Origin of the sequence: Novosphingobium sp. EMRT-2 (assembly GCF_005145025.1) — a bacterium.
Lineage (GTDB): Bacteria > Pseudomonadota > Alphaproteobacteria > Sphingomonadales > Sphingomonadaceae > Novosphingobium.
Genome location: NZ_CP039695.1, coordinates 957,804 through 980,000, shown reverse-complemented (window position 1 = coordinate 980,000; position 22,197 = coordinate 957,804). Strand labels below are relative to the sequence as shown.

Below are 22,197 nucleotides of genomic sequence, written 5' to 3'. Positions count from 1 at the left end.
CTCTCTCACTAAATGGCAGCTCGGGCGCCCGTTGCTGGGATTAGCGTTCAAGTGAATATGGAAGACGAATAATGACCCCAAATCCGTCGTCGTTGCGCGACAGGAGGGCCTCACCGCCATGACCGATGGCGATCGCCTTGACTAACGCGAGACCAAGGCCATGTCCCGCTGTGGTTCGCGATGCCTCCGCCCGTGCGAAGCGCTGAAAGAGACGAGTCGCATCCGCCGCAGCTACGCCGGGCCCGTCATCCTCGAGCGCGATATCGATGGCGTTCTGCGACGCGAGGGCAGATAGCTTCGCGGTCGTGCCGGCGGGGGTGTGTCTGAGTGCGTTTTCCAGCAGGTTGGAGACAGCCTGCGCGAGAAGACGCCGGTCGCCGCGCACACGCAACCCCGCCGGTATGGCCGTCATCAAACTCCGATCACCAGCCTCGAAGTCGGGGCCATAGGTGTCGCCCATTTCCTCGAGCAGCGCGGAGAGATCGATTGCGGTGAGAGCACGGCGCTCGGCAAGTCCCTCCACTTCGGCAATCCGCAGGAGGGCAGCGAAGATCTCCAGCAGCTCGTTGGCCTGGTCGCGCGCGGCATGGATCGCCGCCGACCGTTCGGCTTCGTCCTCACCTGCGGCAGCGCGCTCGAGCTGGTTACACAGCCGGGTCAGGGGCGTGCGCAAATCATGCGCGACGTCGCTCGAGACCTGGCGCAGATTATCCATCAGGGCGCCGATCCGGTCGAGCATCTGGTTCAATGTTTCGGCGAGCCGATCGAACTCGCTGTGCGATCCGTCGCGCGGCACGCGCTGCGCGAGGTCACCGGCGATGATCGCCTTCGCGGTCGTGTCAACGCGCGACAGGCGGCGCCGGGTGAGCCAACCGATGAGCGCGGCTGCGCCGACCCCCAAGGCGAGCATTGCACCAAGGGCGGCGGCGAACAGAGACGCGAGAGTATTGTCGATCTCATACAGGTCGCGGCGGTCGGCTATGACGACGAGACGGCCACCATGAAGGGTTGTCGTTAGCGACTGTCCGACGCTGGTGTAGGTTCCGCGCCGGAAGTGGAAGAACTCTTCATAGCCCTCATGAAGCGCAATCAGGGGCGTGACGGTCGCTGCAATCGGCCGTCCGGCGGTGTCGACCAGAAGATAGTCGAGGCTGGAGCTGTTACGCGTGGCCTCGCGAAGCCGGATCGACTGCGCGATGCTGGCTAGGCCGCCTTCCTGTGCCTCGTGCAGCAAGGCTCGGCTCTCCACGGCAACGCGGTGATCCAACTGCTTCTCGAGCGCTTCATGGGTGACGTAATAGGCGATGGCGCCGATCGCCACGGTGGCGGCGGCGAAGACGATCGCGACCAGGGCGACGACACCGAAGGTCGATCGCCAGAGGCGGCGCAGCATCTATTCGCCCCGGATCATGTAGCCGGCGCCGCGCACCGTCTCGATGGCATCCTCATCGAACCCGGCATTGAGCTTGGAGCGCAGCCGGCTCAAATGGGTCTCGACGATATTGGTCTTGGGATCGAAGTCGAAATCCCACACGCGTTCCAAAAGCATGGTGCGGGTCATGACGCGGTGCGGATTGCGCATCAGTTCGGCGAGCAATGCGAACTCGCGCGGCTGAAGATGGATGCGCTGGCCGGAACGCTCGACGATGCGGCGGTCGAGATCAAGCACGATTTCGGCGATCTTGAGCTGATGTGGCTCGCTGCGCTGCGCTGGCCGTCGCGCCAGCGCATTGAGCCGAGCCACTAGTTCGGAGAACGCAAAGGGTTTGACCAGATAGTCATCGGCGCCGCTTTCCAGCCCCTCGACGCGATCGGCGATGCCGCCGACGGCAGTGAGCATGAGAACCGGGGTGGTGTCGCCGGCGGCGCGCAGCGCCTTCAATAGCGCAAGTCCGTCCAGGCTCGGCAGCATCCGGTCGACCACGAGCGCTTCGAACTCGCCCCCCATGGCCTTGAACAGGCCGTCGCGCCCGTCGGCGGTCACGACGACCTGATGCCCCGCCTGGGTCAGCCCCTGCGCGACAAAGGCGCTGGTTTCGGTGTCATCCTCTACGATCAATATCCGCATCTCGCACCTTCATCTCAGGGCAGCGTCGGTTCGCCAGCCACCGCCCAGCGCTCGAAACAGCGCCACTTCGCTTTGCGACACCAGCAAATCCGACTGGATCTGCTGGAGCGTCGCGGAGGCGAGAGACCGCTGCGCATCGACCTGAAGCAGACCCGGCGCATCGCCGAGCCGGACCCGCGCGCCGGCCCGGCGGACATAGGCTTGTGCCTCGCTCGTCGCCAATCCCAGGTCGCGGTTGCGGCGCTTCTCCGCGTCATAGGCGGCCAGCGCGGTCTCCACCTCGCGCAAGGACCGTAGCACAGCGACGTCCCATCCTGCGAGCGCCGCACGCTCGGTGGCCCGGGCCTGCTCCAGGCGGGCGCGAGCGGGGGCCTGATTGGGGAAGGCCCAGGTAACAAGCGGCGAGGCGACCGCCTTGAACCCGCCTGAGAGCAGACCGAGAGCGCCGCCGAGATTGACGCGCGGATAGAGATCGGCACGCGCTACACCGACGCGGGCGGCGGCGGCAGCCAAGCGCCGCTCGGCCTCGCGCACGTCGGGGCGGCGCAAGAGCAGGGCGGTTCCATCACCGACAGGGGCGGCGGTGCGCAGGCGGGGTGCGGCGGTGCAGGTAAAGCTGTAGCTGCGCGCTTCGGCCGGGGGACGGCCCTGCAGCGTGGCAAGGCGGTAGAGCGCATTGGCGCGCTGCGCCTCGAACGGCGCGATCGCCGCGCGGGTTGCGGCCGCGGTCGTCGCAACCTGCGAGACTTCGAGCGGCGATACCTCGCCGGCTCGAAACTGTTCGCGCATCAGTTCTACCGAACGATCCTGCGCCGCTGCCACCTCGCGGGCCGCTGCGATCGCCCGCGTCGCGCCGCACAGGTCGACATAGGCGAGGACCGTGTCGGCCACCACAGCAACACGCAGCCCGTCGACGATCGCCGCCTGCGCCTCGGCATCGGCGCGGGCGGCGGCCGAGCCGGACCGCAGGCGACCGAACAGGTCAATATCCCAGCTCGCCGTCGCCGCTATGTCGTAATCGGTGGTGGGAACATTCCCCGATGCGCTCGGCTGCGAGGCGGGGTTGTCCACCCCTAGCGCGCTTTCAATCGTCGTTTGCGGCAACCGTGCGGCCCGTGCCTGACGCAGCGCCGCCCGCGCCCCGTCGAGATTGGCATAGGCGACGCGCAGCTCCGCGTTGGCGGTAAGCGCGGCGCCGACCAGCTCGTCAAGCGCGGGGTCTTCATAGAGCCGCCACCAGTCGTCGGGCACCGGTTCGATCGAGGCGACGGGAAGCGAAGCGAATGCGCCGGTCGCACTTGGCGGAGCAACCGTGGCAGGCGGCTTGGGCACGCTCATGCATGCCGACGCGAGAAGGACGACGCCAAGTGGCGCGATACGCGACAGGACAGTCATGCCAGCACCTCCTGACGATCGGCGGCGGGCGGCGCGGGGCGCTCCTCGCCATAGCGGGCATAGAGCGCGGGGAGCAGCAGCAGGTTGAGCGCGGTCGACGAGATGAGGCCGCCCAGGATCACGATCGCCATCGGATGCTCGATCTCGTGGCCGGGGGCATTGCCCGCGACGATCAGCGGCACGAGCGCGAGGCCCGCGCACGCTGCGGTCATCAGGATCGGCACCAGGCGTTCCTCGGCGCCGCGCAGCACCAGCTCGCGGCCGAAGGTCATGCCTTCATGGCGTTCGAGATGCTGATAGTGGGACAGGAGCATGATGCCGTTGCGTGCGGCGATGCCGATGACCGTGACGAAGCCGACCAGCGACCCGAGCGACAGGACCCCGCCCGTGAGCGCAACCGCCACGACACCGCCGACCAGGGCAAAGGGCAGGCTGACGCCGACCAGGGCGGTGATGCGGCGCGATCGGAACTCCATCCATACGAGCAGCAGAATGCCGATCAGACACAAGGCGCCAGTGGTCCAGAGTCGCTGGCGCGATTCCTTGAGCGCCGCATATTCGCCCAGCACCTGCGGGTGATACCCGGTGGCGAACGGCACCTTGGCGACCGCAGCATCAACGGCCTGCGCGACCGTTCCCAGGTCCGCGCCAGCGACGTTCATCGTCACGTCGAGGCGGCGCTGTCCGTTCTCGCGCTTCACCTCGTTGGGGGCGGGGACGATCTCGATGTCGGCGATATCGCCAAGCCGCACCGGCGCTCCCGCGGCTGCGCCGCCGCCACCCGACCCGCTGGCTCCTGCCGCACCGCCAGAGACGGGCAGGGCGCTCCCTGCGCCCGACGCGACGCTACCAGCGGTAGGGGCCTGGATCATCAGGTCGCGCAGGGCATGGACGTTGCCCCGCACGGCAGGTTCGCCCCAGACGGCCACGTCGAACGCCTTCTGGTCGCGATAGATCTCGCCGACCTTCTGCTGCGCCACCAACACCTGGGCCTGACGGCGAACCTCACCGCTCGTGAGGCCAAGTCGCGCCAGTTCGGCAACGCGCGGTCGAATACGGATTTGCGGCACGAGCACCTGGCTCTCCAGCTTCAGGTCGGAAACGCCCTGGATGTTGGTGATCGCGCCACGCACCCGCGCGCCCGCTGCGCGCAGCTCCTCCTGATCGGGACCATAGATGCGCACGACGATGGTTGCGCCCGCGCCCGTCAGCACCTCCTTGATGCGCTCCCGCAGGTAGGTGAGCACGTCGCGGAAGAGGCCGGGATAGCCGTCGACCACTTCCTTGATCCGCTTGACCGAAGCGTCATAATCGGCCTTCTCGTCAAGGCTGACCCACAGTTCGGTGAAGTTCGGGCCGACCACCTCGTCAGCCTGTTCGGCGCGGCCGATATGCGCACCGAAGTTGCGGACGCCCGGGATCGCCCGCAGCTCCTTCGAGGCGCGGATGGTGATCCGGTCCATGGCCTCGATCGACGTCCCAGGCTTCTCAACGAAGTGCATCAGGAAGTCGGTTTCGCGAAAATCGGGAAGGAACTGATCCTTGAACGTCGCATAGCCGACGCCGGCAAGGAGCAGGCCGCCGGCGACGATGCCGACCGCGACCGACGGGCGCCCGACGACGCGGGGCAGGAAGCCAACGTAGCGACGCTTCAGGGCGGCGACGAAACGGGTGTCGCGCTCCTCCTTCAACGGCGCATTGGGGAGAAGCAGGAGGCACATCGCCGGCGTGACGGTAAGCGCGACGAGGAGCGATGTCGCGATCGCGAGCACATAGGCGATGGCAAGGGGCTGGAAGAAGGTGCCGGCAACGCCGCCCAGGAAGAAGATCGGCAGGAAGACCAGCATCACGATCAGCGAGGCGAAGACCACCGCCGAACGCACCTCCAGCGAGGCCGCAAGCACGACATCGAAAGCCGGTTTGGGATCGGGTGACTCCCGATTGAGCCGTAATCTCCGCGCGATGTTCTCAACGTCGATAATGGCGTCGTCGACCACCTCGCCGAGCGCGATGACGAGGCCCGCGATAATCATCACATTGATCGTCGCGCCTGACCACAACAGGGTCAGGCCGGCGCCGAGCAGCGACAGGGGGATGGCGACCAGGCTGATCGTCGCCTGTCGCCAGTCGCGGGTAAAGAGGAACAGCACGACTGCGACCAGCACGCAGCCGATCAGCAGGGCGCGGGTGAGATTATCGATCGATCGTTCGATGAAGGTTGCCGGGCGGAAGATCGTCGTATCGACCTTCACGTCCTTGAGGCCGGGCTTCAGCTCGGCAAAGGCGGCCTCGACCGCCCGGGTCAGCTCGAGTGTATTGGCGGTCGGCTGCTTTTCGACGATCAGCATGATGCCCGGACCGTCGTCGATGATCGCATTGCCGATCGGCGCGCTGAAGCCATCGACCACGCGCGCGACGTCGCCGATCCGCACCGGGGCTTCGCCCGCTTGCTTGACGATTGCCTGTGCAAGCTCGGCCGAAGTCTGGACCGTGCCCGATTGCTGAACCGCGAGGCGCTGATTCGGCGTATCGACGAAGCCGCCGCCCCCGACCAGCACGGCATCACCTGCCGCTGCACGCACCTCGGCGAGCGTGACGCCGGCAGCACGCAGGCGATCGGGATCGACGAGGACCTGGAGTTGCCGATCACGCTGGCCCCAGACCGCGACGTTGGCGACGCCGGGCACCGCCATCAGCCGGGGCCGGATATTCCAGCGCACCAGCTCGGAAAGCTGCATCTGATCGAGCTTGGCCGAGAACAGCCCGACCTTCATGGCGCGGCTCGTGGAAGACAAGGGCGGCATCAGTACCGGCTGACGGGCCGCGAGAGGCAAGCGCGGCTGCACCTGGGCGATGCGCTCACCGACCATCTGGCGGGCCCGGATCACATCCGACCCGCGCTCGAAGAGGATCTGCACCGATGAGAGGCCGAGTACCGACTTGGAGCGCAGCGTCATCAGGTTGGGAACGCCGTTGACCGCCGTCTCGATCGGGACCGTGACCAGGCTTTCGACTTCCTCGGTCGAGAGGCCCGGCGCTTCGGTCTGGATTTCGACCATCGGCGGAGCAAACTCGGGGAAGACGTCCAGCGGTACATCGCGACCGGCGCGCACGCCGAGCACGACGAGGAGGGCGGCAACCGCCAGTATGAGCACACGCTGCGCGAGCGCGAAATGAACGAGGCGGCCGAGCATCAGTGCGCCGCCCCGAACTCGGTGCCGAACAGCTCGGCCGCGCCGGTCGTGACGACTTCGGCGCCGGGGATGAGGCCGCGAGCAAGCAAGGCGCGCCCGTCTCGTTCGGACGCAACCTCGACGCGCTGGCGCACGAAGGTGTTTGCGGCGGTCTTCTGGTATACCCACTCCCCGCCATAGATGTCGCGCAGGAGCGCCGCGGACGGAACCGACAGGCCCTCGGTCTGGCCGGTGAGCGGCAGATCGACCGAGACGCGCTGACCAATCCGGAAGGCGCGGTCGCGATTGTCGACCGCGAAATACAGGTCGACGGTGCCCGCACTGGTATTGGCCGAAGGGGGTGCCTGCACGGGCCGCGCGGCGCGCGGCGTACCACCATTGCCGAGCGGGCGGATCGTCGCGGCGCCGTCGCGCCGCACACTGCCGACGTCACTCCCGAATACGGAGGCCCGCACCCATAGCGTCGATTGCGAGCCGAGCGATGCCACCGATGGGCCGAGCAACTGGCGCTGCTGGCGGGCGGCACCAAGTGCCGCCTGGGCCGCGGCAAGGGCGGCTGCGGCTTCGTCGCGGGCGCGGATGCTGCCCGCTTCCTCGCGCACCAGGCCTTCGGCACGATTGAGGGCGATGCGTGCGAGCCGGGCCTGGGCGGTCGCGCGCGCCAGCTCGGCGTCGGCTGCGGCCTGCTGGCTGCCGATCTGCTGCAGATTGGTCGTTGAATTGACCGGAACGCCGTTGGCGCTGGTCGGCGGCACCACGATCTCTCCGGCAACTTGCCGCACGGCGCTCGCCGATCCACCGCCCACGCGGGCGAGACCGATCCCGAGCCTTTGCTGGGCCTGCGGCGTGAGCGTGAGCTTCAGCAGCTCGGTCTCGTGAGCGATCGTCTCGGCATGCGCGGGGGGCGCAGCGGGCTGAGACGGATCACTGCCGCAGCCGGCGAGGAGGATCGGTGCGATAAGGATGATCTGGCGCATGGTCGCGAGCCTAACCCGCGATGATTGGTCGCCACTTGAGGCATCTATACGATTTCCCAATGTAGGGCGATGACGCCTCTGCATTGGGATTTTTCAATCCGGGTGCCAGCACCCGTCCAGCCTCAGTCGCTATCCGGCAACAAATGGCACAATGGATCGAACAGCTCATGGCGCAGCTTGGCTACGCCGGCATCGCGCTGCTGATGCTTGCCGAGACGGTCTTCCCGCCAATTCCATCCGAAGTGATCATGCCGCTCGCGGGCATGGAGGCCGCTAAAGGCACATTGTCACTCCCGGGGATCATTGCTGCCGGAACAGCCGGGGCAATGGCCGGCAATAGCCTCTGGTATGGATTGGCGCGGTGGGTGGGCGCGGATCGGCTCCGCAGCTTCATCGATCGGCACGGCCGCTGGCTCACGCTTGACTGGTCGGATGTCGAGCGGGGGCGAGACTTGTTCGCGCGCGGTGGCGCGGGATTCGTCTGCCTCGGTCGGCTGCTGCCGACGATCCGATCGATCGTGTCGATCCCGGCCGGCCTTCTCGCAATGCCTTTCGGCCGCTTCTTCCTATGGTCATTCGTGGGCACGTCGGCATGGACGTCCTTGTTGGCGGGAGCGGGCGCGCTGCTCGGCCAACACCACGATAAGGTTGCCGGGGTGATCGGGCCGATCTCGACCGGCATCATCATTGCGATCGCGATCTGGTACATCTGGCGGGTTATGACGTGGAAGCGGGATCGTCCCAATGAATAGGCCCGCGACCGAAGCCCGGCGGCGTCCCGAGTTGGCGATTGCCGCGACGCTCGCGACCATCGCGCTTCTTGCCTTCGTCGTGCTCAAGCTGGGTTCCGAAATCGCTGAAGGCGAGACGAATGCCTTCGATCGCGCCGCACTGATATGGGTGCGTTCGCATCTCGGCGGTTCGTCGGGGCTGCGCAGCTTCATGCTCGACCTGACGGCGCTCGGTGACACCACGGTGCTGGCGATCATCATTGTGCTCGTCACCGGCTATCTCGCCATCATGCGCCGACTGCGCCTTGCCGGCCTGCTTGTGGTACAGACGGCAGTCGGAACCTCCCTCGCATCGCTGCTGAAACCGTGGTTCGGCCGGCTTCGCCCCGACGTCGTACCCCATTGGGTCGATGTTGCCAGCGCGAGCTTTCCCAGCGGCCACGCGGCCAATTCGGCGGTCGTCTATCTTTCTCTGGCCGCTCTGGCGGCCCGGGCTACCCCGAGCCCGCCAGCCCGCGCTTATCTGATGAGCACCGCCGCAATGCTCGCATGCGGCATCGGCCTTTCGCGGGTCTATCTCGGAGTTCACTGGCCCACTGACATTCTCGCCGGTTGGGCGCTGGGTGGTGGGTGGGTGATTCTATGCGCCATGCTAACCCGATCACTTAGAGCAATCTGAAGCCGAACGGCCCTGCGACGAGCCTGTCCTGATAGCCTGCGCAGATTGGGAAAACATTGGGGTGTTTATACAACATCCCAATGTTGGAACTCTTCGATTGCACCTGCCTGTCCATGCCGCCAGACGCGAATGCAAATCGTTCGCATTAGCTTGATGTCAGGGGGTTTCGAAATGAGAAGCAGTATCTTCGCGCGCACTTCGTTCAGCGCGTTGTCAACCATGTTGATGGCCGCAGCCGCAATGCCCGCGGCTGCGCAGACGCAGGACAAGCCGACCGAGCTGGGCGGCGTCACCGTCACCGATACTGCGATCAATACGCCGGAAGCTGAGACGTCCTACAAAGTCTCGCGCAGCATAGGCGCGATGCGCACCGATACACCGTTGATCGACGTGCCGCAGAGCGTCACCGTCGTGCCGGTCAAGCAGATCACCGACCAGGCCGCAAACAACATCGGCGATGCCATTCGCTACGTTCCCGGCGTATTCTCGGCGCAAGGCGAGGGCAATCGCGAGACGCTGGTACTGCGGGGGAACTCGACCACTGGCGACTTCTTCGTGGATGGCATCCGCGACGACGTGCAGACCTATCGCGATCTCTACAACATCGAGCAGCTCGAGGTGTACAAGGGGCCGAACGCAATGATCTTCGGCCGCGGCGGCGTTGGCGGGCTCGTCAATCGCGTCACCAAGGTCGCCGATTGGAACCCGCACCGCGCCTTCCGTCTCGAAGGCGGCAGCTTCGAGCACAAGCGTGCGCAGTTCGATCTGGGCGCGCCACTTGGCGAAAGCGTCGCCGTGCGGCTGACGGGCGTCTACCAGGACAGCGACAGCTACCGCGATGGCGTCAACTACAACCGTTGGGGCTTCAATCCTACGGTCACGTTCAAGCTCGGCGAGGCGACGACCATTACCGCGGGCTACGAACATTTCGAGGATGATCGCGTCGCCGATCGCGGCGTGTCCTCTTATCTTGGCCGTCCTCTAGAGACGCGGCGCGGCGCGTTCTTCGGCGATCCCGACAACAGTCCGACCTGGACCGACACCGATGCTGCCAACCTGTATATCGAGCATCGCTTCAGCGACACGGTGTCGATCCGCAACCGCACCCGCTATGCCGACTACGACAAGTTCTACCGCAACGTCTTCGCCGGCGCGGTGAATACCGCTGCAGTGACCAATCCCACCGGTCTGCCGGCGGGGGTCTATGCTCCCGGCACGATCTACTCCGTCGCCGCCTATGACAACCTGACGCGCCGCGAAAACCTCATCAACCAGACCGACCTCAACGCCCAGTTCAACACCGGCGCTATCGAGCATACGCTGCTGATCGGCGCCGAGTTCGGCCGCCAGGAAACCGAGAACGTCCGCAACGAAGGCTTCTTCCCGACCGCCGCCAATCCGCTAGGCGTGTCGTCGATCTTCGCCACGATCGCCTCGCCGCGCGTGCGCCGTCCCGATGTGCTGTGGCGCCAGACCAGCACCAGCGGCGACAATGAGGGCGTCACCAAGATCGCTGCCGGCTATATTCAGGACCAGATTGCCCTGTCACCGATGTTCGAGGTGGTGGTGGGCGTCCGCTTCGAGCACATCAAGACCGATGTGACCGACCGCCGCACCGTCGGCTTCCCGGCAACGCAGCGGCGTGATCTTGAGGCGACCGACAATCTCTGGTCGCCGCGTGCCGGCCTGATCTTCAAGCCGGTGGAGAACGCTTCCATCTACGCCGCCTTCTCGCGCACCTACCTGCCGCGCGGTGGCGACCAGCTCGCCGGCCTGTCGCTGACCAACGAAGCCCTCGACCCCGAGAAGTACGATAACTACGAAATCGGCGCGAAATGGGACATCGTCCCGACCTTCAATGTCTCGGCTGCCGTCTTCCAGCTCGATCGCAGCAATGTCCTGGCGCTGTCGGATCCAAATAATCCTGCCTCGGTAACGGTCCCGATCGGCCGCCAGCGCACCAAGGGCGTCGAGCTGAGCGCACAAGGCGAGATCACCGATCAGGTGAGCGTGATCGCCTCCTACACCTATAGCGATGCCAAATTCCTTGATTCGCAGTCGGGCACGGTGCTGCGCGGCAATCGCGTGCCGAACGTGCCCAAGCACGCCGCCTCGCTCTGGACGCGGTTCGATCCGACCGAGACGATCGGCGCCGCGGTCGGCATCATCCATCAGGGCCGCCGCTTCTCGGCGACCGACAATCTCGTCTCGATGCCGAGCTACACGCGCCTCGACGGCGCGCTCTACTTCAAGGTAGCGCCCGAGCTGGATGTGCAGCTCAACGTCGAGAACCTCCTCAACGAGCGCTATTTTCTCTATGCGCACAGCAATACCAATCACACGCCGGGATCGTCGCGAGCGTTCAAGGTTGGCCTCAACGCTCACTTCTGACGACACCATGCGCGTGTTCAGGGTAGCCAGGCTCGCCGCGCGCGAACGCCATGTGATCGGCCTCCTTCGGGGGGCCGATCCGACTGCTGTGAGCAGCGACATGCACACTCTCTTCCGGCGGCTTTGTGTCGCGGCCTCGGCGATCGGCTACCGGGCTGCGGCGATCGACTGCGCATGCACAACCCGGCAGGAGCTATGCCTGCTGGGTTGTCTCGCCGCGCTCCAGCGTGACAATCCCGACGTCCTTCTCCGCGTGGCCGATCCCATTCGGCCGATTACACTTCTGTGCGCGCGCCGCCTTCAGGCGGAGGGAATCCACCTTTCCCATGCCACGATCAGCCGCCTCTCCGGGTTGCCCGACGCCTGTGCCGAGCTGGCAATTTCACCTGTTCCGACGACCTTCCAGCAACCCAAGCTCGTCAGGCGCCCTCTGCCGCCCGCACCAGGCAGCGTGCAGGAACGTGCGCTCGACCTCGTTCGGACATATGGTGTTACGTCGTCGCGAGAACTCGCTGCTTCAGGGATTTCTCGACAGGTCGTCAGCCTGATGTTCAAGCGCGGCCTGCTCGTGCGGGTCGGGACCGGCAACTACCGTGCTGCGGCCGAGACGGTGCGTGGCTGAGCATATGAAAGTCGCCGATTACAACCAGGGCGAAGCCTCGCAGACGGCCATCCCACAACCAGCTCGGATAGGGGAGGGAGTGACCCCCGGTCGCTATCAGCCGAGCCACAGGCCACGCTGGATCTCCCTCGGCCTGATCGCGGCTCTCCATGTCGCGGGCTTCTACGCACTCCAGCATCTCGATGTGAGCACCGTGCGCCAGCTTCCGGCATCACCACTGGTGGTCGATCTCCTGCCGCTCGATCTGCAGGAACCGCCACCGAAGGCGGTCGCCCTTCCTACACAGAAGGTGTTCGAAGAGGTGCAGATGCCCAAGCCTCAACCGATTGTGGCATCTCCCCCGATCGTGGCGGTTCCGGCACCGGCTCCGCCAATCCAGACCACGCCGGAAGCCGAGCCGGCACCCCCGGCACCAGTCAAAGCCGCTCAGGACGCGAAACCGGCTCCCGCTCGCGCTAGCGACGCGCTGGCCAACCTCAACACACGGCTCATCTCCGCCGACCCTCCCCGCTATCCGGTGGAATCGCGGCGGCTGCGCGAAATGGGCACGGTGGTTCTAATGGTCGTGGTCGACGAGGGTGGGCGGGTCCGCGACATTTCGATCGCGACAAGCAGCGGCGTCGAGCGCCTCGACAAGGCAGCGCTCAACGCAGTTCGGCGCTGGCGATGGTCGCCGACGATAGTCGACGGGCGGCCAAGCCAGGTCCGCGGTCTTGTCCGCATACCCTTCGAACTTAAGGAGAACGACTGAAGCTGTTCACCGCGCTCGGCTGTTCGCGGCTACCGGTCTCTCGTCCAATGTTTCCCCAGGTTCGGGAAGTGCAGCCTGCCGCACCTTCGAATCCCAATAATATCGTCATCCCGGCGTAGGAAAATCCTGCGCCATGGCACCACTCGGAGCCCGGTTCACGCTACACGTCCTGAGAGACATACTCATGTCATCACGGTTCAAGTCCGCAAAGGCCTGTTATTTCGGCAATGTCAGGCGCACGAGGATCGGCATGGCGATCAACACCAGAGGATATTGCAATAGCAGCCCGGCGATGATCGCGATCGCCAGCGGCTGTTGAATACCCGAGCCCTGGCCGATGGCGAGCGCCAGCGGCAGCAAGGTCAGGATCGCCGCCAGCGTGGTCATGGTGATTGGGCGCAACCGATGGCGGCTCGCCTCGCGCGCCGCTTCGACCGGCGGCATGTGCCGGGACATCTCCTCGAATTCCGAGACGTAGAAGATGGCCATTTCCGTGCCGATGCCGATGATCATCGTCATGCCCATGAGCGCCGTGATGTTAAGATCTACGCCCGCGATCCAGAGCGCGGTGAACACCGCCGTGGTCGAGAGCAGCGAGCAGCCGATGATGATCACCGGCAGCCAGAAGCGCCGATAGAGCAGCAGGAGCAGAATGAACTCCGCGATAAGCGCCGCGCCGAACACGCGGATGAGGCCGGCAAAGGCGATCTGCTGCTGCTGATAGAGCCCGCCCATTTCGTAGCGCACGCCGGCCCCGAGCGTTCCGGGCTTATCCAGTGCGGCGATGACGTCGCCGACGGCCGCGCCGATGCCGCGGCCCTGGATGCGGCCGGTCACGGCGACCATCGGCTCCAGATTCTCGCGGCTGAGCTGGGGCTGGCCGGCAACCGGCGTAATCGTGGCCACCCGCGAGAGAGGGAAGACATGTCCGTCCGTCGCGCGGATCGGCAGCTGGGCAATCTCGGTCTCGCTGATCGTCATGGCATTGGGCAGCCGTACACGGACATCGACCGCCTTGGTCGCCTGGGCGAGCGTGGTGGCCGTGGCGCCGGTGAGCGCATTGGAGAGCTGCGTTTCCACCTCGGCAGGGGTCACGCTCTCAAGGCCCGCCCGAACCGGATCGACATGCACGTCGAGGGCATCGCCAGCGAGGCGGACGCCGTCCTTGACCTCGATGACCCCGTTGATCTTTGAGATCAGCGCCGCAACCTTCTTTGCTTCCCCATACAGAACGGATGGATCCGAGGCGAACAGCTTGACCTCGATCGGCTGTGGAACTGCCGTCAGGTCGCCGATCAGATCCTCCATCAGCTGCGCGACCTCGACCTCGACGCCGGGTACCTTGCGCGCCACCTTGTCGGCGACGCCGGTGGCGATCTCGTCAGTCGGCTTGCTGTGGCCGGGTTTCAGCCGGACGAAATAGTCGCCGTGGTAGCTCTGGCCGAGATCGCCGCCGAGGCCGGTTCCGAGACGCCGCGAGAAGGTCAGAACGTCCGGGTTGGTGCGCAGCATGGCGTCGATCTGCCCCACCTGCCGGCTTGTCTCGTCGAGCGAGGTTCCGGGCACGGTGTAATAGTCCATGATGAACCCGCCTTCGTCGACCTTCGGCATGAAGCCGGTCGGGACGGCCGAATAGCCGATGTAGCCGATCACCAGGAGCGGAACAGCAATCACTGCGAGGAGCCAGGGTTGCCGGGCGAGCCGATCGAGCACGCGATCGTGCGCCGCGGCCACGCGCCCTTCGCCCGCCTCGCCCGGATCGTGCCAGCTGTCGAAATCGACCAGCCAGCGGACCAGCACCGGCACGACGAATGCGGTCATCGCCCAGGAGATGCCGAGCGCGGCCGCCATCGTCAGCGAGAGTGCCTTGGAGAAGGCGCCGGTGATGCCGGTGAGGAAGGCGAGGGGCAGGAAGACGATCAGCGTCGCGAGGCTCGAGCCCGTCAGTGGCGTCATGAACTCGTGGGCGGCCGGGAAAACCGCAGCGGCGCCCCGGGACTGCCCATTCTCGTCTCTGGCGCCGGCCCGGCGGGCGATGTGCTCGACCATGACGATGACATCGTCGATCAGGAGGCCGACGGCTGCGGCAATTCCGCCCAAGGTCATGATGTTGAAGCTCATGCCCAGCGCGCTCAGCACCAGCACGGTCGCCGCGAGCGTCCCCGGGACCACGATGACCGCCACCAGGGTCACGCGCCAGCTGCGCAGGAACCAGAAGAGCACAAGGGCGGCGAGGACCAGGCCGATGAGAACCGCATCACGCACGTTCGCGACCGACTGGGTGACGAGCTCGCTCTGGTCGTACCAGTTGACCAATTTGACGTCGGGCGGAAGCTTGAATCCGGCAAGCTTCTGTTGAACCTGCTGGGCGATTTGCACTGCATTGCCGTCGGGCTGTTCATAGATGTTGAGCAGGACGGCGGGGTGGCCATCCTCGACGATCCGTTGCCATTGCGGCATTCGGCCATCCTGCACGGTGGCGACATCGCGCACGCGAACCACGCCGGTGGGATCGGACTGGACGACGATGTCGCCAACATCCCGCGCGGCGATGACACTGCGGTCGGCAATGACCAGCGAGAGGCGGCCGCGGTCCTGCACCTGTCCGACCGCGCTCAGCACATTGCCGTCGCGGATGGCGTTGACCAGGTCGGACATCGCGAGATTGTGGTCGGCGAGCCGATGCGGGTCGGCAAGCACCTGCACCTCGCCCGTTTCGCCGCCCTGGACGCCGACGCGTGCCAGCCCGGAGATGGATGAAAGCAGAGGCGTGATCTGGTAGCGGGCGAGATCCTGCAGCGCGACCGGGTCCGCCGTGTTCGAGACCAGCGCATAGGAGATGATCGGAAAGACGGTGGGGTCCATCCGACGTACATCATAGGCCGTGCCGGCGGGGAGCGTCGGCACGACGCGCGCGATGGCGGAATCGATCAGGAGCGTGCTCGCGACCATGTCGCGGCCCCAGCCGAAATCGACCGAGATCTGCGCCGAACCCCGACTGGTTTCGGAACGAACATTCTGCACACCCGGCACGGCGCGGATCGCTTCTTCGACCGGCCGCGTGACGGTGAGCGCCGTCTGGCTCGCGGGGCGACTGCCAGAATCCAGGTCGACGACCACGCGCGGGAAGGAAACCTGAGGGAATAGCCCGATCGGCATGGAGAGCGCGGCTACGAGGCCAGCCACCGCCATGGCCATGGCTATCAGGACGAATGCGCGTGATTGCGAGCGAAGCAGCCGTTCGATCATTACCGGCCCTGCCGAACAGCGATGCCGTCATTCACCTGATAGGCGCCCTCGACGATGATCGGCCTCGCGGGCTCAATGGCGCCCTCGATGACATCGCCGGCGGCCGAAGCCAGCAGGATGTGGATGGGCACCGCCTTCGCCTTGCCGCCGGCAACCTGGAAGATGTGGGCCGGCCCGTCGGCGGTCACCACTGCCTTGTGCGGCACCACCCAGCCGGCGACCTGCGCGGTTTCGATCGCCACCTGCATGCCCTCACCGGGCATCAGCGCGCCGGCCGGGAAATTGAGGTCGACATCGACCATGCGGGTCCTGGCGTTGAGTGCGCCGCCGACGCGCACGACCTGTCCCGTCAGCGGAGGCCCGCCCGATAGCCTGCGCAAGGTCGCGCGCTGCCCCGCCGCCAGGCTTGCGCGCTGGGCGGGATCGATACCGACGGTGACGACCATGCCGCCGGCCCGTGCGACCGTCAGGAGCGGCGCGCCGGGCTGGGTCCTGTCGCCTTGTGCGACGGTGATGGTCGTCACCACGCCGTCGAAGGGCGCGGTTAGTGTTTGAACGGCCTGGTCGGCCCCTTCTGCGCGCAATCCCGCCAGGGCGACACGAGCATCGGAGACCGCCTTTTCGGCCTGCACCAGCTGATCCCGCGTCGCCAATTGCTGGGTGAGCAACTGGGCCGTGCTGTCGCGCTGTTTCTGTGCGGCGGCCAGCGCCTCCTCGGCTTGCAGATAGGCGCCGCGCGCGGTCGGTGCGACCATGAAGGTTCCAAGAACCTGTCCCGCGCGCACGGCGGTGCCGGAAGTGACGGCAAGACGTATGACCTGCCCAGGCTGGGCGACGCTGATCGTCTGCGCGCCGTTGGTTCCGGGAGCCGCGGAGCCGAATGCTTCGATGCTTTGCGGCAGGCTGCCCCGCGCTGGCTTGGCTAGGCTGACCAGAACGCTCGGTTCAGGCGTCTGATCGGCGCTGGAGGATCCGCCGCAGCCTGCCAAGGGCAGCAGCAGGAGGGGGAGGGCGAAGCTCCGCTTCATGGCCGCGCTCCGCCGACGGGTTCGGGCGGGAGGTCGGCTATTGGCAGTCCAGCGCCGACCAGGGTCTGGATGGCGATCTGGCGGTCGAGCAGGGCGAGTTCGAGTGTCATGATTTCCTGCTCCTTCGAGACGCGGTTCGAGACGAGGTCGACATAGCCACGCTCGTCGAGATTGGAGGCGCCGAAGGCGGCGGACGCGCGCGCGGCGGCGAGGCGGGCCGCGGGAAGGTCGCGGCGGGCGATCTCGAGTTGCGCGGCCAGTTGCTCTGCTTCGCTCAGCATCGCCTCGACTTCCCCGCTGGTGGCAGCGAGCCGCGCCTCATATTCGGCGTGAAGCTGCGCGCGCGTCGCATTGGCGACCGCGATATTGCCCTGGTTGTGGTCGAAGATCGGCAGGCCGAGCGTGACATTGGGTCCGCCGTTGATGACCTTGGAATTGTCGCTCGCGACGCTGCCGCCCAGGACCATGTCGGGAAATTGCGCGAGGATCGCCTGCCGTACGGATTCGTCGGCAGCCGCATAGCCAAGCCGCAATGCCAGAAGGTCCGGGCGCCTGTCCGGCAGGGTCGCCAGGCCGGCCCGGATGGCCGCGGGATCGAACGGCGGCAGGTCGGGCGCGGCGGTAAGCGGAACGACGACATCGGGACGGAGCCCGAGCAGGGCGTTCAACTGGTGTATCAGCGAGAGCTGGTTCTGGTCGAAGCTGTTGAGCGCGGTTCGCGCTGTCTGCAAGGCCACGCGATCCGGCGCCACGATGGTCAGGGTCGTATTGCGGGCGGCGAGGGCCTGTTCGAGCTTGGCGTTGCGCTCGGTGAGCAACTCATAGGCAGCGACATAATAGGGACGGCTGCGCGCGCCGATGATAAGGTCGGTCGCAAGCTGGCGCGCCTTTCCGGCGACTTGCCATTCCTGCCAGACGACGTCCGCCGCGACCTGCTGCTCGCTGTCGCGCGCCGCGCGGCGGCGGGACTTGTAGGTGATGATCGATTTGATGTCCTGCGACAGGCCGATATTCCACGCCGGCACCGTTCCTGCGCCCGAGATCAGCGGGAGGATCGCGCCGGCGAGCGAGGGATTGGGCAGGATCCCGGACTGTTTCGTCTGTCCCGCCGCCACCGCGCGCTTGAGGCGCGCTGCCTTGAGATCGGGATTGTTGGCGAGGGCGAGCGTGACCACTTGTTCTATGGACAACGGTCCACCTGTCGGTGGAGCAACGGAAAGTTCGCCCACCGTCTCCGCCAGGGGCGGTGCAGTGGCGAGGGACAGGGGCATATAATGCGCGCAGCCCGATAGAAGTGTCGCGAGGGCGATCGAACTGATCCCTGATCTCGGTATAGCACGCAAGAATGTCATGACTATCCTTGGTGTTGGGTCAGCAAGACACGGCCGGCCCGAAGACCGGCTGTCTAGGAGCGAGGCTGGCCACAGCCGCTCCGGTATCAATCCGGGTTCTTGCCCTCGGCGACATTCTCGAGGATCGTTCCCGTGATGGCATCGACGCCAACCTCGAAGGGCTTCCCATGGCTGGTGATGTCGAAAGAATAGCGTAAACCGCTCCCGCCGGGCTCCCGTTCGAGTTCCTGATCGGTGATGGTGCCAGGACGTGCCCTGAGGGCAAGCACGCGCGCGTGCTGCATGGTAATCTTCGCCTGATGGGCGGGATCGGGATGCGAAGGGGCTGGTTGGGCAGCATGCGCAACGCTCGCGGCGAACGCAACAATCGAGAGAATGGCGGGGATCATGGGCAGTTTCATGGGAACCTCCAAAGGGGCTTTCCTTGACGAACGACGCGGGCATTTGCGTGCCTGCATCAGTCCGGCTTCACGACCAGGATGTGGAAGGAGCCTGGCACGGGCGTTGGCCGACCGCCGGGCAGTGCCGGAGCGGTGAATCGGGCGGTCGGGAGGAAGATTGTCCCGGTTGACGGATCGAGGGCGCCGGTGCGGGCGCCGATCTCTGTCGTCACCCGACCTGCAGCGGTGACTTGGCTGGACGACGCCAGGGAGAGAATATCCAGAACGCCGTCCCGTCCACAAGGGATGAAGGCGAGGCCGCGCCCTTCGTCGATGATGACCGCGTCGGCCCCGCGGCCGATGTCGAGGAGTGGCGAGAGCCTATGTGTTCTCGTGTCGATGATTGCGGCTTTGCCGTTGGCGCAGGCGCTTATCAGACGGGCGTGGCTCGCATCATAGCCAAGCCCGGTTGGTCCTTCGCAGCCGGGAAGGGCGATAGCCTTGCCGGGTTTCCCGCGCGCGATATCGACGACTTCGATCTCGTTCAGATCCTCGTTGTTGACGAATAGCGTGTTCCCCGCGAGCGCGGCATATTCGAGGCCAGGCTTGGCGCGAAACGTCCGCGTGACCCGCATCGAGGCCGTATCGAGCACCGAAATCGTGCCGCTTTCCGCGTTCATGATGAAGGCGCGGTCGCCCTTTTCATCCAGGATGGCCGCATCGGGCTTTTTGCCGACTGCGACGCTGGCGATCTGGTTGCCATTGGCCGCGTTCAGAAAACGGACGGTGCCATCCGTGCCGCTTGTGACCAGGAGACGGCCATCCGCCAGCGGCATGACAGCGTGCCCGCGCTGAACGTGTCCAACGGATGTTACCGCGTCCGACGCGAGGTCGACGGCCGTTACGGCATCGCCGCGGGCCACATAGAGACGATGCGCGCTGGGATCGACCCGAGCATAATCCCAGCTCCCATCCGGTCCCGGAATGGAACTTGCCACCGAATATGTCGGTGCCGCAGGCGCTGCGGCGATCGTCAGGAAGGCGGCTGTCAGGGCGGGGATCAAGTGGAGTCGCATGATGTGCCTCGGGCTTTCTTTGCCATCGATGCCTTCATCTTGCCGCTATTGCCAGCGCGCAGCCCAACATTGGGAAAATACAATCCTGTTAACGAAGATTGGGAAATCCTAATGCTCTTCCGACGGGGTTTATGACTAGAAGAGATCGGGCGTGAACCAGGCGATGCCGCACTCCAGGAATGCTGTTGTGCTTGGCCCGTCCGGCGCCACGCACATATGATGACCGGCGGAGCCGTCGAAGGACCCTTTCGCATCCGGTCCGAAGGATTTGAGGCCTATGCATATCCTCCTTGCCGAAGACGATATCGACACAGCCGTCTTCGTCCAACGCGGGTTGATTCAGCTCGGCCACGTCGTGACCCAGGTCACAAATGGCGAGGATGCGTTGAGGCTTGCCGCAAAGGACGGGTTCGAAGCAATCGTGCTGGACCGCATGATGCCGGGCATGGAGGGGCTGGACGTCCTTCGTCAGTTGCGGGCGGCCTCGATATCGGTGCCGGTCATCGTCCTGACGGCCAAGGGCGGCATTTCCGACCGGGTATCCGGACTCGATGCCGGCGCGGACGACTATCTGGTGAAGCCCTTCGCCATGGCCGAGCTCGTCGCAAGGCTCAACGCCGTTACGCGCCGATCGCCGATGCCGGAAGTTTCGACGCGGCTGGAAGTCGGGGATGTGGTGCTGGACGCCATGCGGCGTTCGGTCACGCGGGCCGGCAGGGTCATTCACCTCCAGCCTCGTGAATTCGCTCTTCTCGAAGTGCTGATGCGCAATGCGGGGCGCGTCGTGACGCGCACCATGTTTCTCGAACAGGTCTGGGGCTTTCATTTCGATCCCCAGACCAATATCGTCGAGAGCCATTTGAGCCGCATGCGCGCCAAGCTGCGGGCGGATTTCCCGGACGATCCCATCGAAACGATCAGGGGCACGGGCTACCGGATGCGCTCGAATGACTAGCCTTCGGTCCAGCGCGGCCTATCGCATCGCCTTCACCTATGCCGCCGCCTTTGCCGTGGCGGTTCTTCTTCTCGGCGTGGCCGTCTATTTCGCGGCGGACCTGGAGTTTCGCCGGCAGCGCGACCAGTCCATCGCCGAAGAGCTCGCCGATCTGGCGCGCGAACGGAACCCGGCCGAGCTGCTGGACGAGATCAACCGGCGCGAAGCGACGGATACGTTCGGCTATGCACTGTTCGACAAAGAAGGACGCCGCATCGCCGGTGGGCTTGATACGCGGCGTCCCGATATCGGGTTCAGCAGGATCCTGTTCCAGGATCCAGTGGAAGGTCCGGATGTTGCCCGCGCCAAGGCCGTCGATCTTCCCGGTGGCGGCCGGCTGGTGGTCGGCATCGATTCCGAGGCGATTGAGAAGATCGACAGGACGATACTGACCATGTTCGGGCTCGCCTTTGCGGGCGTCCTCGTCATTGGCGTGGTCAGCGCTCTGCTTCTTGGCCGATATCTGCAGCGCCGGCTCTCCGGGATCAGCGGCACAGCCCATGCGATCGTTGCAGGGGATACCGGGCAGCGAATGCCGGTCGGTCCGCGCCGCGATGAGTTCGACACGGTCGCAATGGCGCTCAATGCCATGCTGGATCGCATCGCGGGTCTCATGGAGAATTTGAGGCAGGTGTCGAGCGATGTCGCGCATGATCTGCGGACGCCGCTGCTTCGTTTGCGCAGTGAGCTTGAGCAAGTCGGCAAGGTCGAGGGTGCCGAAGAGCGCGCCATTGAACTGGGCGACGAGCTCCTGAAGCTCTTTTCCGCGATCCTCCGGATTGCCGAGGTGGAGGGTGGCGGACTGGTGCAGGATTTCGCACCGGTCGATCTCACGGCTCTCGCCGAAACCGTCTGCGACGGGTTTCTGCCGGCGGTGTGCGACAGTGGGCGAACGCTGGGCTGGCGTATCGAGCCTGGCATCACGGTGCTTGGAGATCGCGAGCTGCTCGCACAGGCGATGGCGAATTTGCTCGACAATGCCATCGTGCACACACCGCAAGGCACAGCCGTAACGCTCAGCCTCGAACGGACGAACAGTTCGGTGCAACTGGCGGTCTCCGACGACGGACCGGGAGTATCGTCCGTCGATGGTCCTCGACTGACGCGCCGCTTCTATCGCGGCGAGGCCAGCCGGACGACGCCCGGCCATGGCCTTGGATTGAGCCTGGTAGCGGCAGTTGCCAATGCGCATGGCGGAGAGGTGTCGATCGAGGGGGCCAAGGGCCTTCGGGTAGCGATCACCTTGCCGCTGAACCGGTAGGCCCAGTCAAGCGCGAGCTTCAGGCCGACCTTGCCGGCGTAGCTCGCGC

Annotated in this window: 17 protein-coding genes; 7 read left to right on the top strand and 10 right to left on the bottom strand. The window is 65.6% G+C overall.

Going from position 1 to position 22,197, the window contains the following annotated elements; genetic code table 11:
- Window positions 1–40 precede the first annotated feature (40 nt).
- Genes FA702_RS04885 through FA702_RS04865 form a run of 5 tightly spaced genes read right to left on the bottom strand, consistent with a single transcriptional unit; the run spans window position 41 to window position 7,634 of the window.
- On the bottom strand, window positions 41–1,393 hold the full coding sequence (locus FA702_RS04885) for an ATP-binding protein (protein WP_086486121.1): 1,353 nt from the start codon (window positions 1,391–1,393) through the stop codon (window positions 41–43).
- Window positions 1,394–2,068 (bottom strand): response regulator transcription factor, encoded by a 675-nt coding sequence (locus tag FA702_RS04880; RefSeq protein ID WP_086486122.1) that lies wholly within the window; start codon window positions 2,066–2,068, stop codon window positions 1,394–1,396.
- Between the two features lie 9 nt (window positions 2,069–2,077).
- Entirely contained in the window at window positions 2,078–3,463 is a 1,386-nt protein-coding gene (locus FA702_RS04875; protein ID WP_086486123.1) for an efflux transporter outer membrane subunit, read from the bottom strand.
- Complete coding sequence (locus FA702_RS04870) at window positions 3,460–6,657, bottom strand: efflux RND transporter permease subunit (RefSeq protein ID WP_086486124.1); 3,198 nt, start codon at window positions 6,655–6,657, stop codon at window positions 3,460–3,462. The genes FA702_RS04875 and FA702_RS04870 overlap by 4 nt, the downstream gene beginning before the upstream one ends.
- Window positions 6,657–7,634, bottom strand: coding sequence for an efflux RND transporter periplasmic adaptor subunit (locus FA702_RS04865; RefSeq protein ID WP_086486125.1), 978 nt, complete (start codon window positions 7,632–7,634; stop codon window positions 6,657–6,659). Before FA702_RS04865 ends, FA702_RS04870 begins: the two co-directional genes overlap by 1 nt.
- 143 nt (window positions 7,635–7,777) lie before the next feature.
- Between FA702_RS04865 and FA702_RS04860 the strand changes: the two genes are divergently transcribed.
- The 5 genes from FA702_RS04860 (at window position 7,778) to FA702_RS04840 (ending at window position 12,808) form a co-directional block, all read left to right on the top strand.
- On the top strand, window positions 7,778–8,386 hold the full coding sequence (locus tag FA702_RS04860) for a DedA family protein (RefSeq protein WP_086486126.1): 609 nt from the start codon (window positions 7,778–7,780) through the stop codon (window positions 8,384–8,386).
- Window positions 8,379–9,044, top strand: coding sequence for a phosphatase PAP2 family protein (locus tag FA702_RS04855; protein ID WP_086486127.1), 666 nt, complete (start codon window positions 8,379–8,381; stop codon window positions 9,042–9,044). The genes FA702_RS04860 and FA702_RS04855 overlap by 8 nt, the downstream gene beginning before the upstream one ends.
- Before the next feature lie 129 nt (window positions 9,045–9,173).
- Window positions 9,174–11,435 (top strand): TonB-dependent siderophore receptor, encoded by a 2,262-nt coding sequence (locus FA702_RS04850; protein WP_255504715.1) that lies wholly within the window; start codon window positions 9,174–9,176, stop codon window positions 11,433–11,435.
- Between the two features lie 7 nt (window positions 11,436–11,442).
- Entirely contained in the window at window positions 11,443–12,057 is a 615-nt protein-coding gene (locus FA702_RS04845; RefSeq protein ID WP_086486128.1) for a hypothetical protein, read from the top strand.
- Window positions 12,058–12,061: 4 nt separating this feature from the next.
- Window positions 12,062–12,808: an energy transducer TonB gene (locus FA702_RS04840; RefSeq protein ID WP_086486129.1), complete on the top strand. Its 747-nt coding sequence runs from the start codon at window positions 12,062–12,064 to the stop codon at window positions 12,806–12,808.
- A gap of 216 nt (window positions 12,809–13,024) precedes the next feature.
- Here FA702_RS04840 and FA702_RS04835 read toward each other — a convergent pair whose 3' ends face one another.
- The 5 genes from FA702_RS04835 to FA702_RS04815 all read right to left on the bottom strand — a co-directional run bounded on the left by FA702_RS04835 (window position 13,025) and on the right by FA702_RS04815 (window position 19,881).
- On the bottom strand, window positions 13,025–16,057 hold the full coding sequence (locus tag FA702_RS04835) for an efflux RND transporter permease subunit (protein WP_086486130.1): 3,033 nt from the start codon (window positions 16,055–16,057) through the stop codon (window positions 13,025–13,027).
- Window positions 16,057–17,085, bottom strand: a complete 1,029-nt coding sequence (locus tag FA702_RS04830; RefSeq protein WP_086486131.1) for an efflux RND transporter periplasmic adaptor subunit — start codon at window positions 17,083–17,085, stop codon at window positions 16,057–16,059. The genes FA702_RS04835 and FA702_RS04830 overlap by 1 nt, the downstream gene beginning before the upstream one ends.
- On the bottom strand, window positions 17,082–18,356 hold the full coding sequence (locus FA702_RS04825) for a TolC family protein (protein ID WP_370385496.1): 1,275 nt from the start codon (window positions 18,354–18,356) through the stop codon (window positions 17,082–17,084). The genes FA702_RS04830 and FA702_RS04825 overlap by 4 nt, the downstream gene beginning before the upstream one ends.
- 167 nt (window positions 18,357–18,523) lie before the next feature.
- Complete coding sequence (locus FA702_RS04820) at window positions 18,524–18,838, bottom strand: PepSY domain-containing protein (protein WP_086486133.1); 315 nt, start codon at window positions 18,836–18,838, stop codon at window positions 18,524–18,526.
- Between the two features lie 56 nt (window positions 18,839–18,894).
- Window positions 18,895–19,881: a YncE family protein gene (locus FA702_RS04815; RefSeq protein WP_255504714.1), complete on the bottom strand. Its 987-nt coding sequence runs from the start codon at window positions 19,879–19,881 to the stop codon at window positions 18,895–18,897.
- A gap of 289 nt (window positions 19,882–20,170) precedes the next feature.
- On the opposite strand from FA702_RS04815, the gene FA702_RS04810 reads away from it, so the two are divergent.
- Both FA702_RS04810 and FA702_RS04805 read left to right on the top strand, forming a co-directional pair.
- Window positions 20,171–20,848, top strand: coding sequence for a response regulator transcription factor (locus FA702_RS04810; protein WP_086486135.1), 678 nt, complete (start codon window positions 20,171–20,173; stop codon window positions 20,846–20,848).
- On the top strand, window positions 20,841–22,148 hold the full coding sequence (locus FA702_RS04805) for a HAMP domain-containing sensor histidine kinase (protein ID WP_086486136.1): 1,308 nt from the start codon (window positions 20,841–20,843) through the stop codon (window positions 22,146–22,148). Before FA702_RS04810 ends, FA702_RS04805 begins: the two co-directional genes overlap by 8 nt.
- Window positions 22,149–22,197 lie beyond the last annotated feature (49 nt).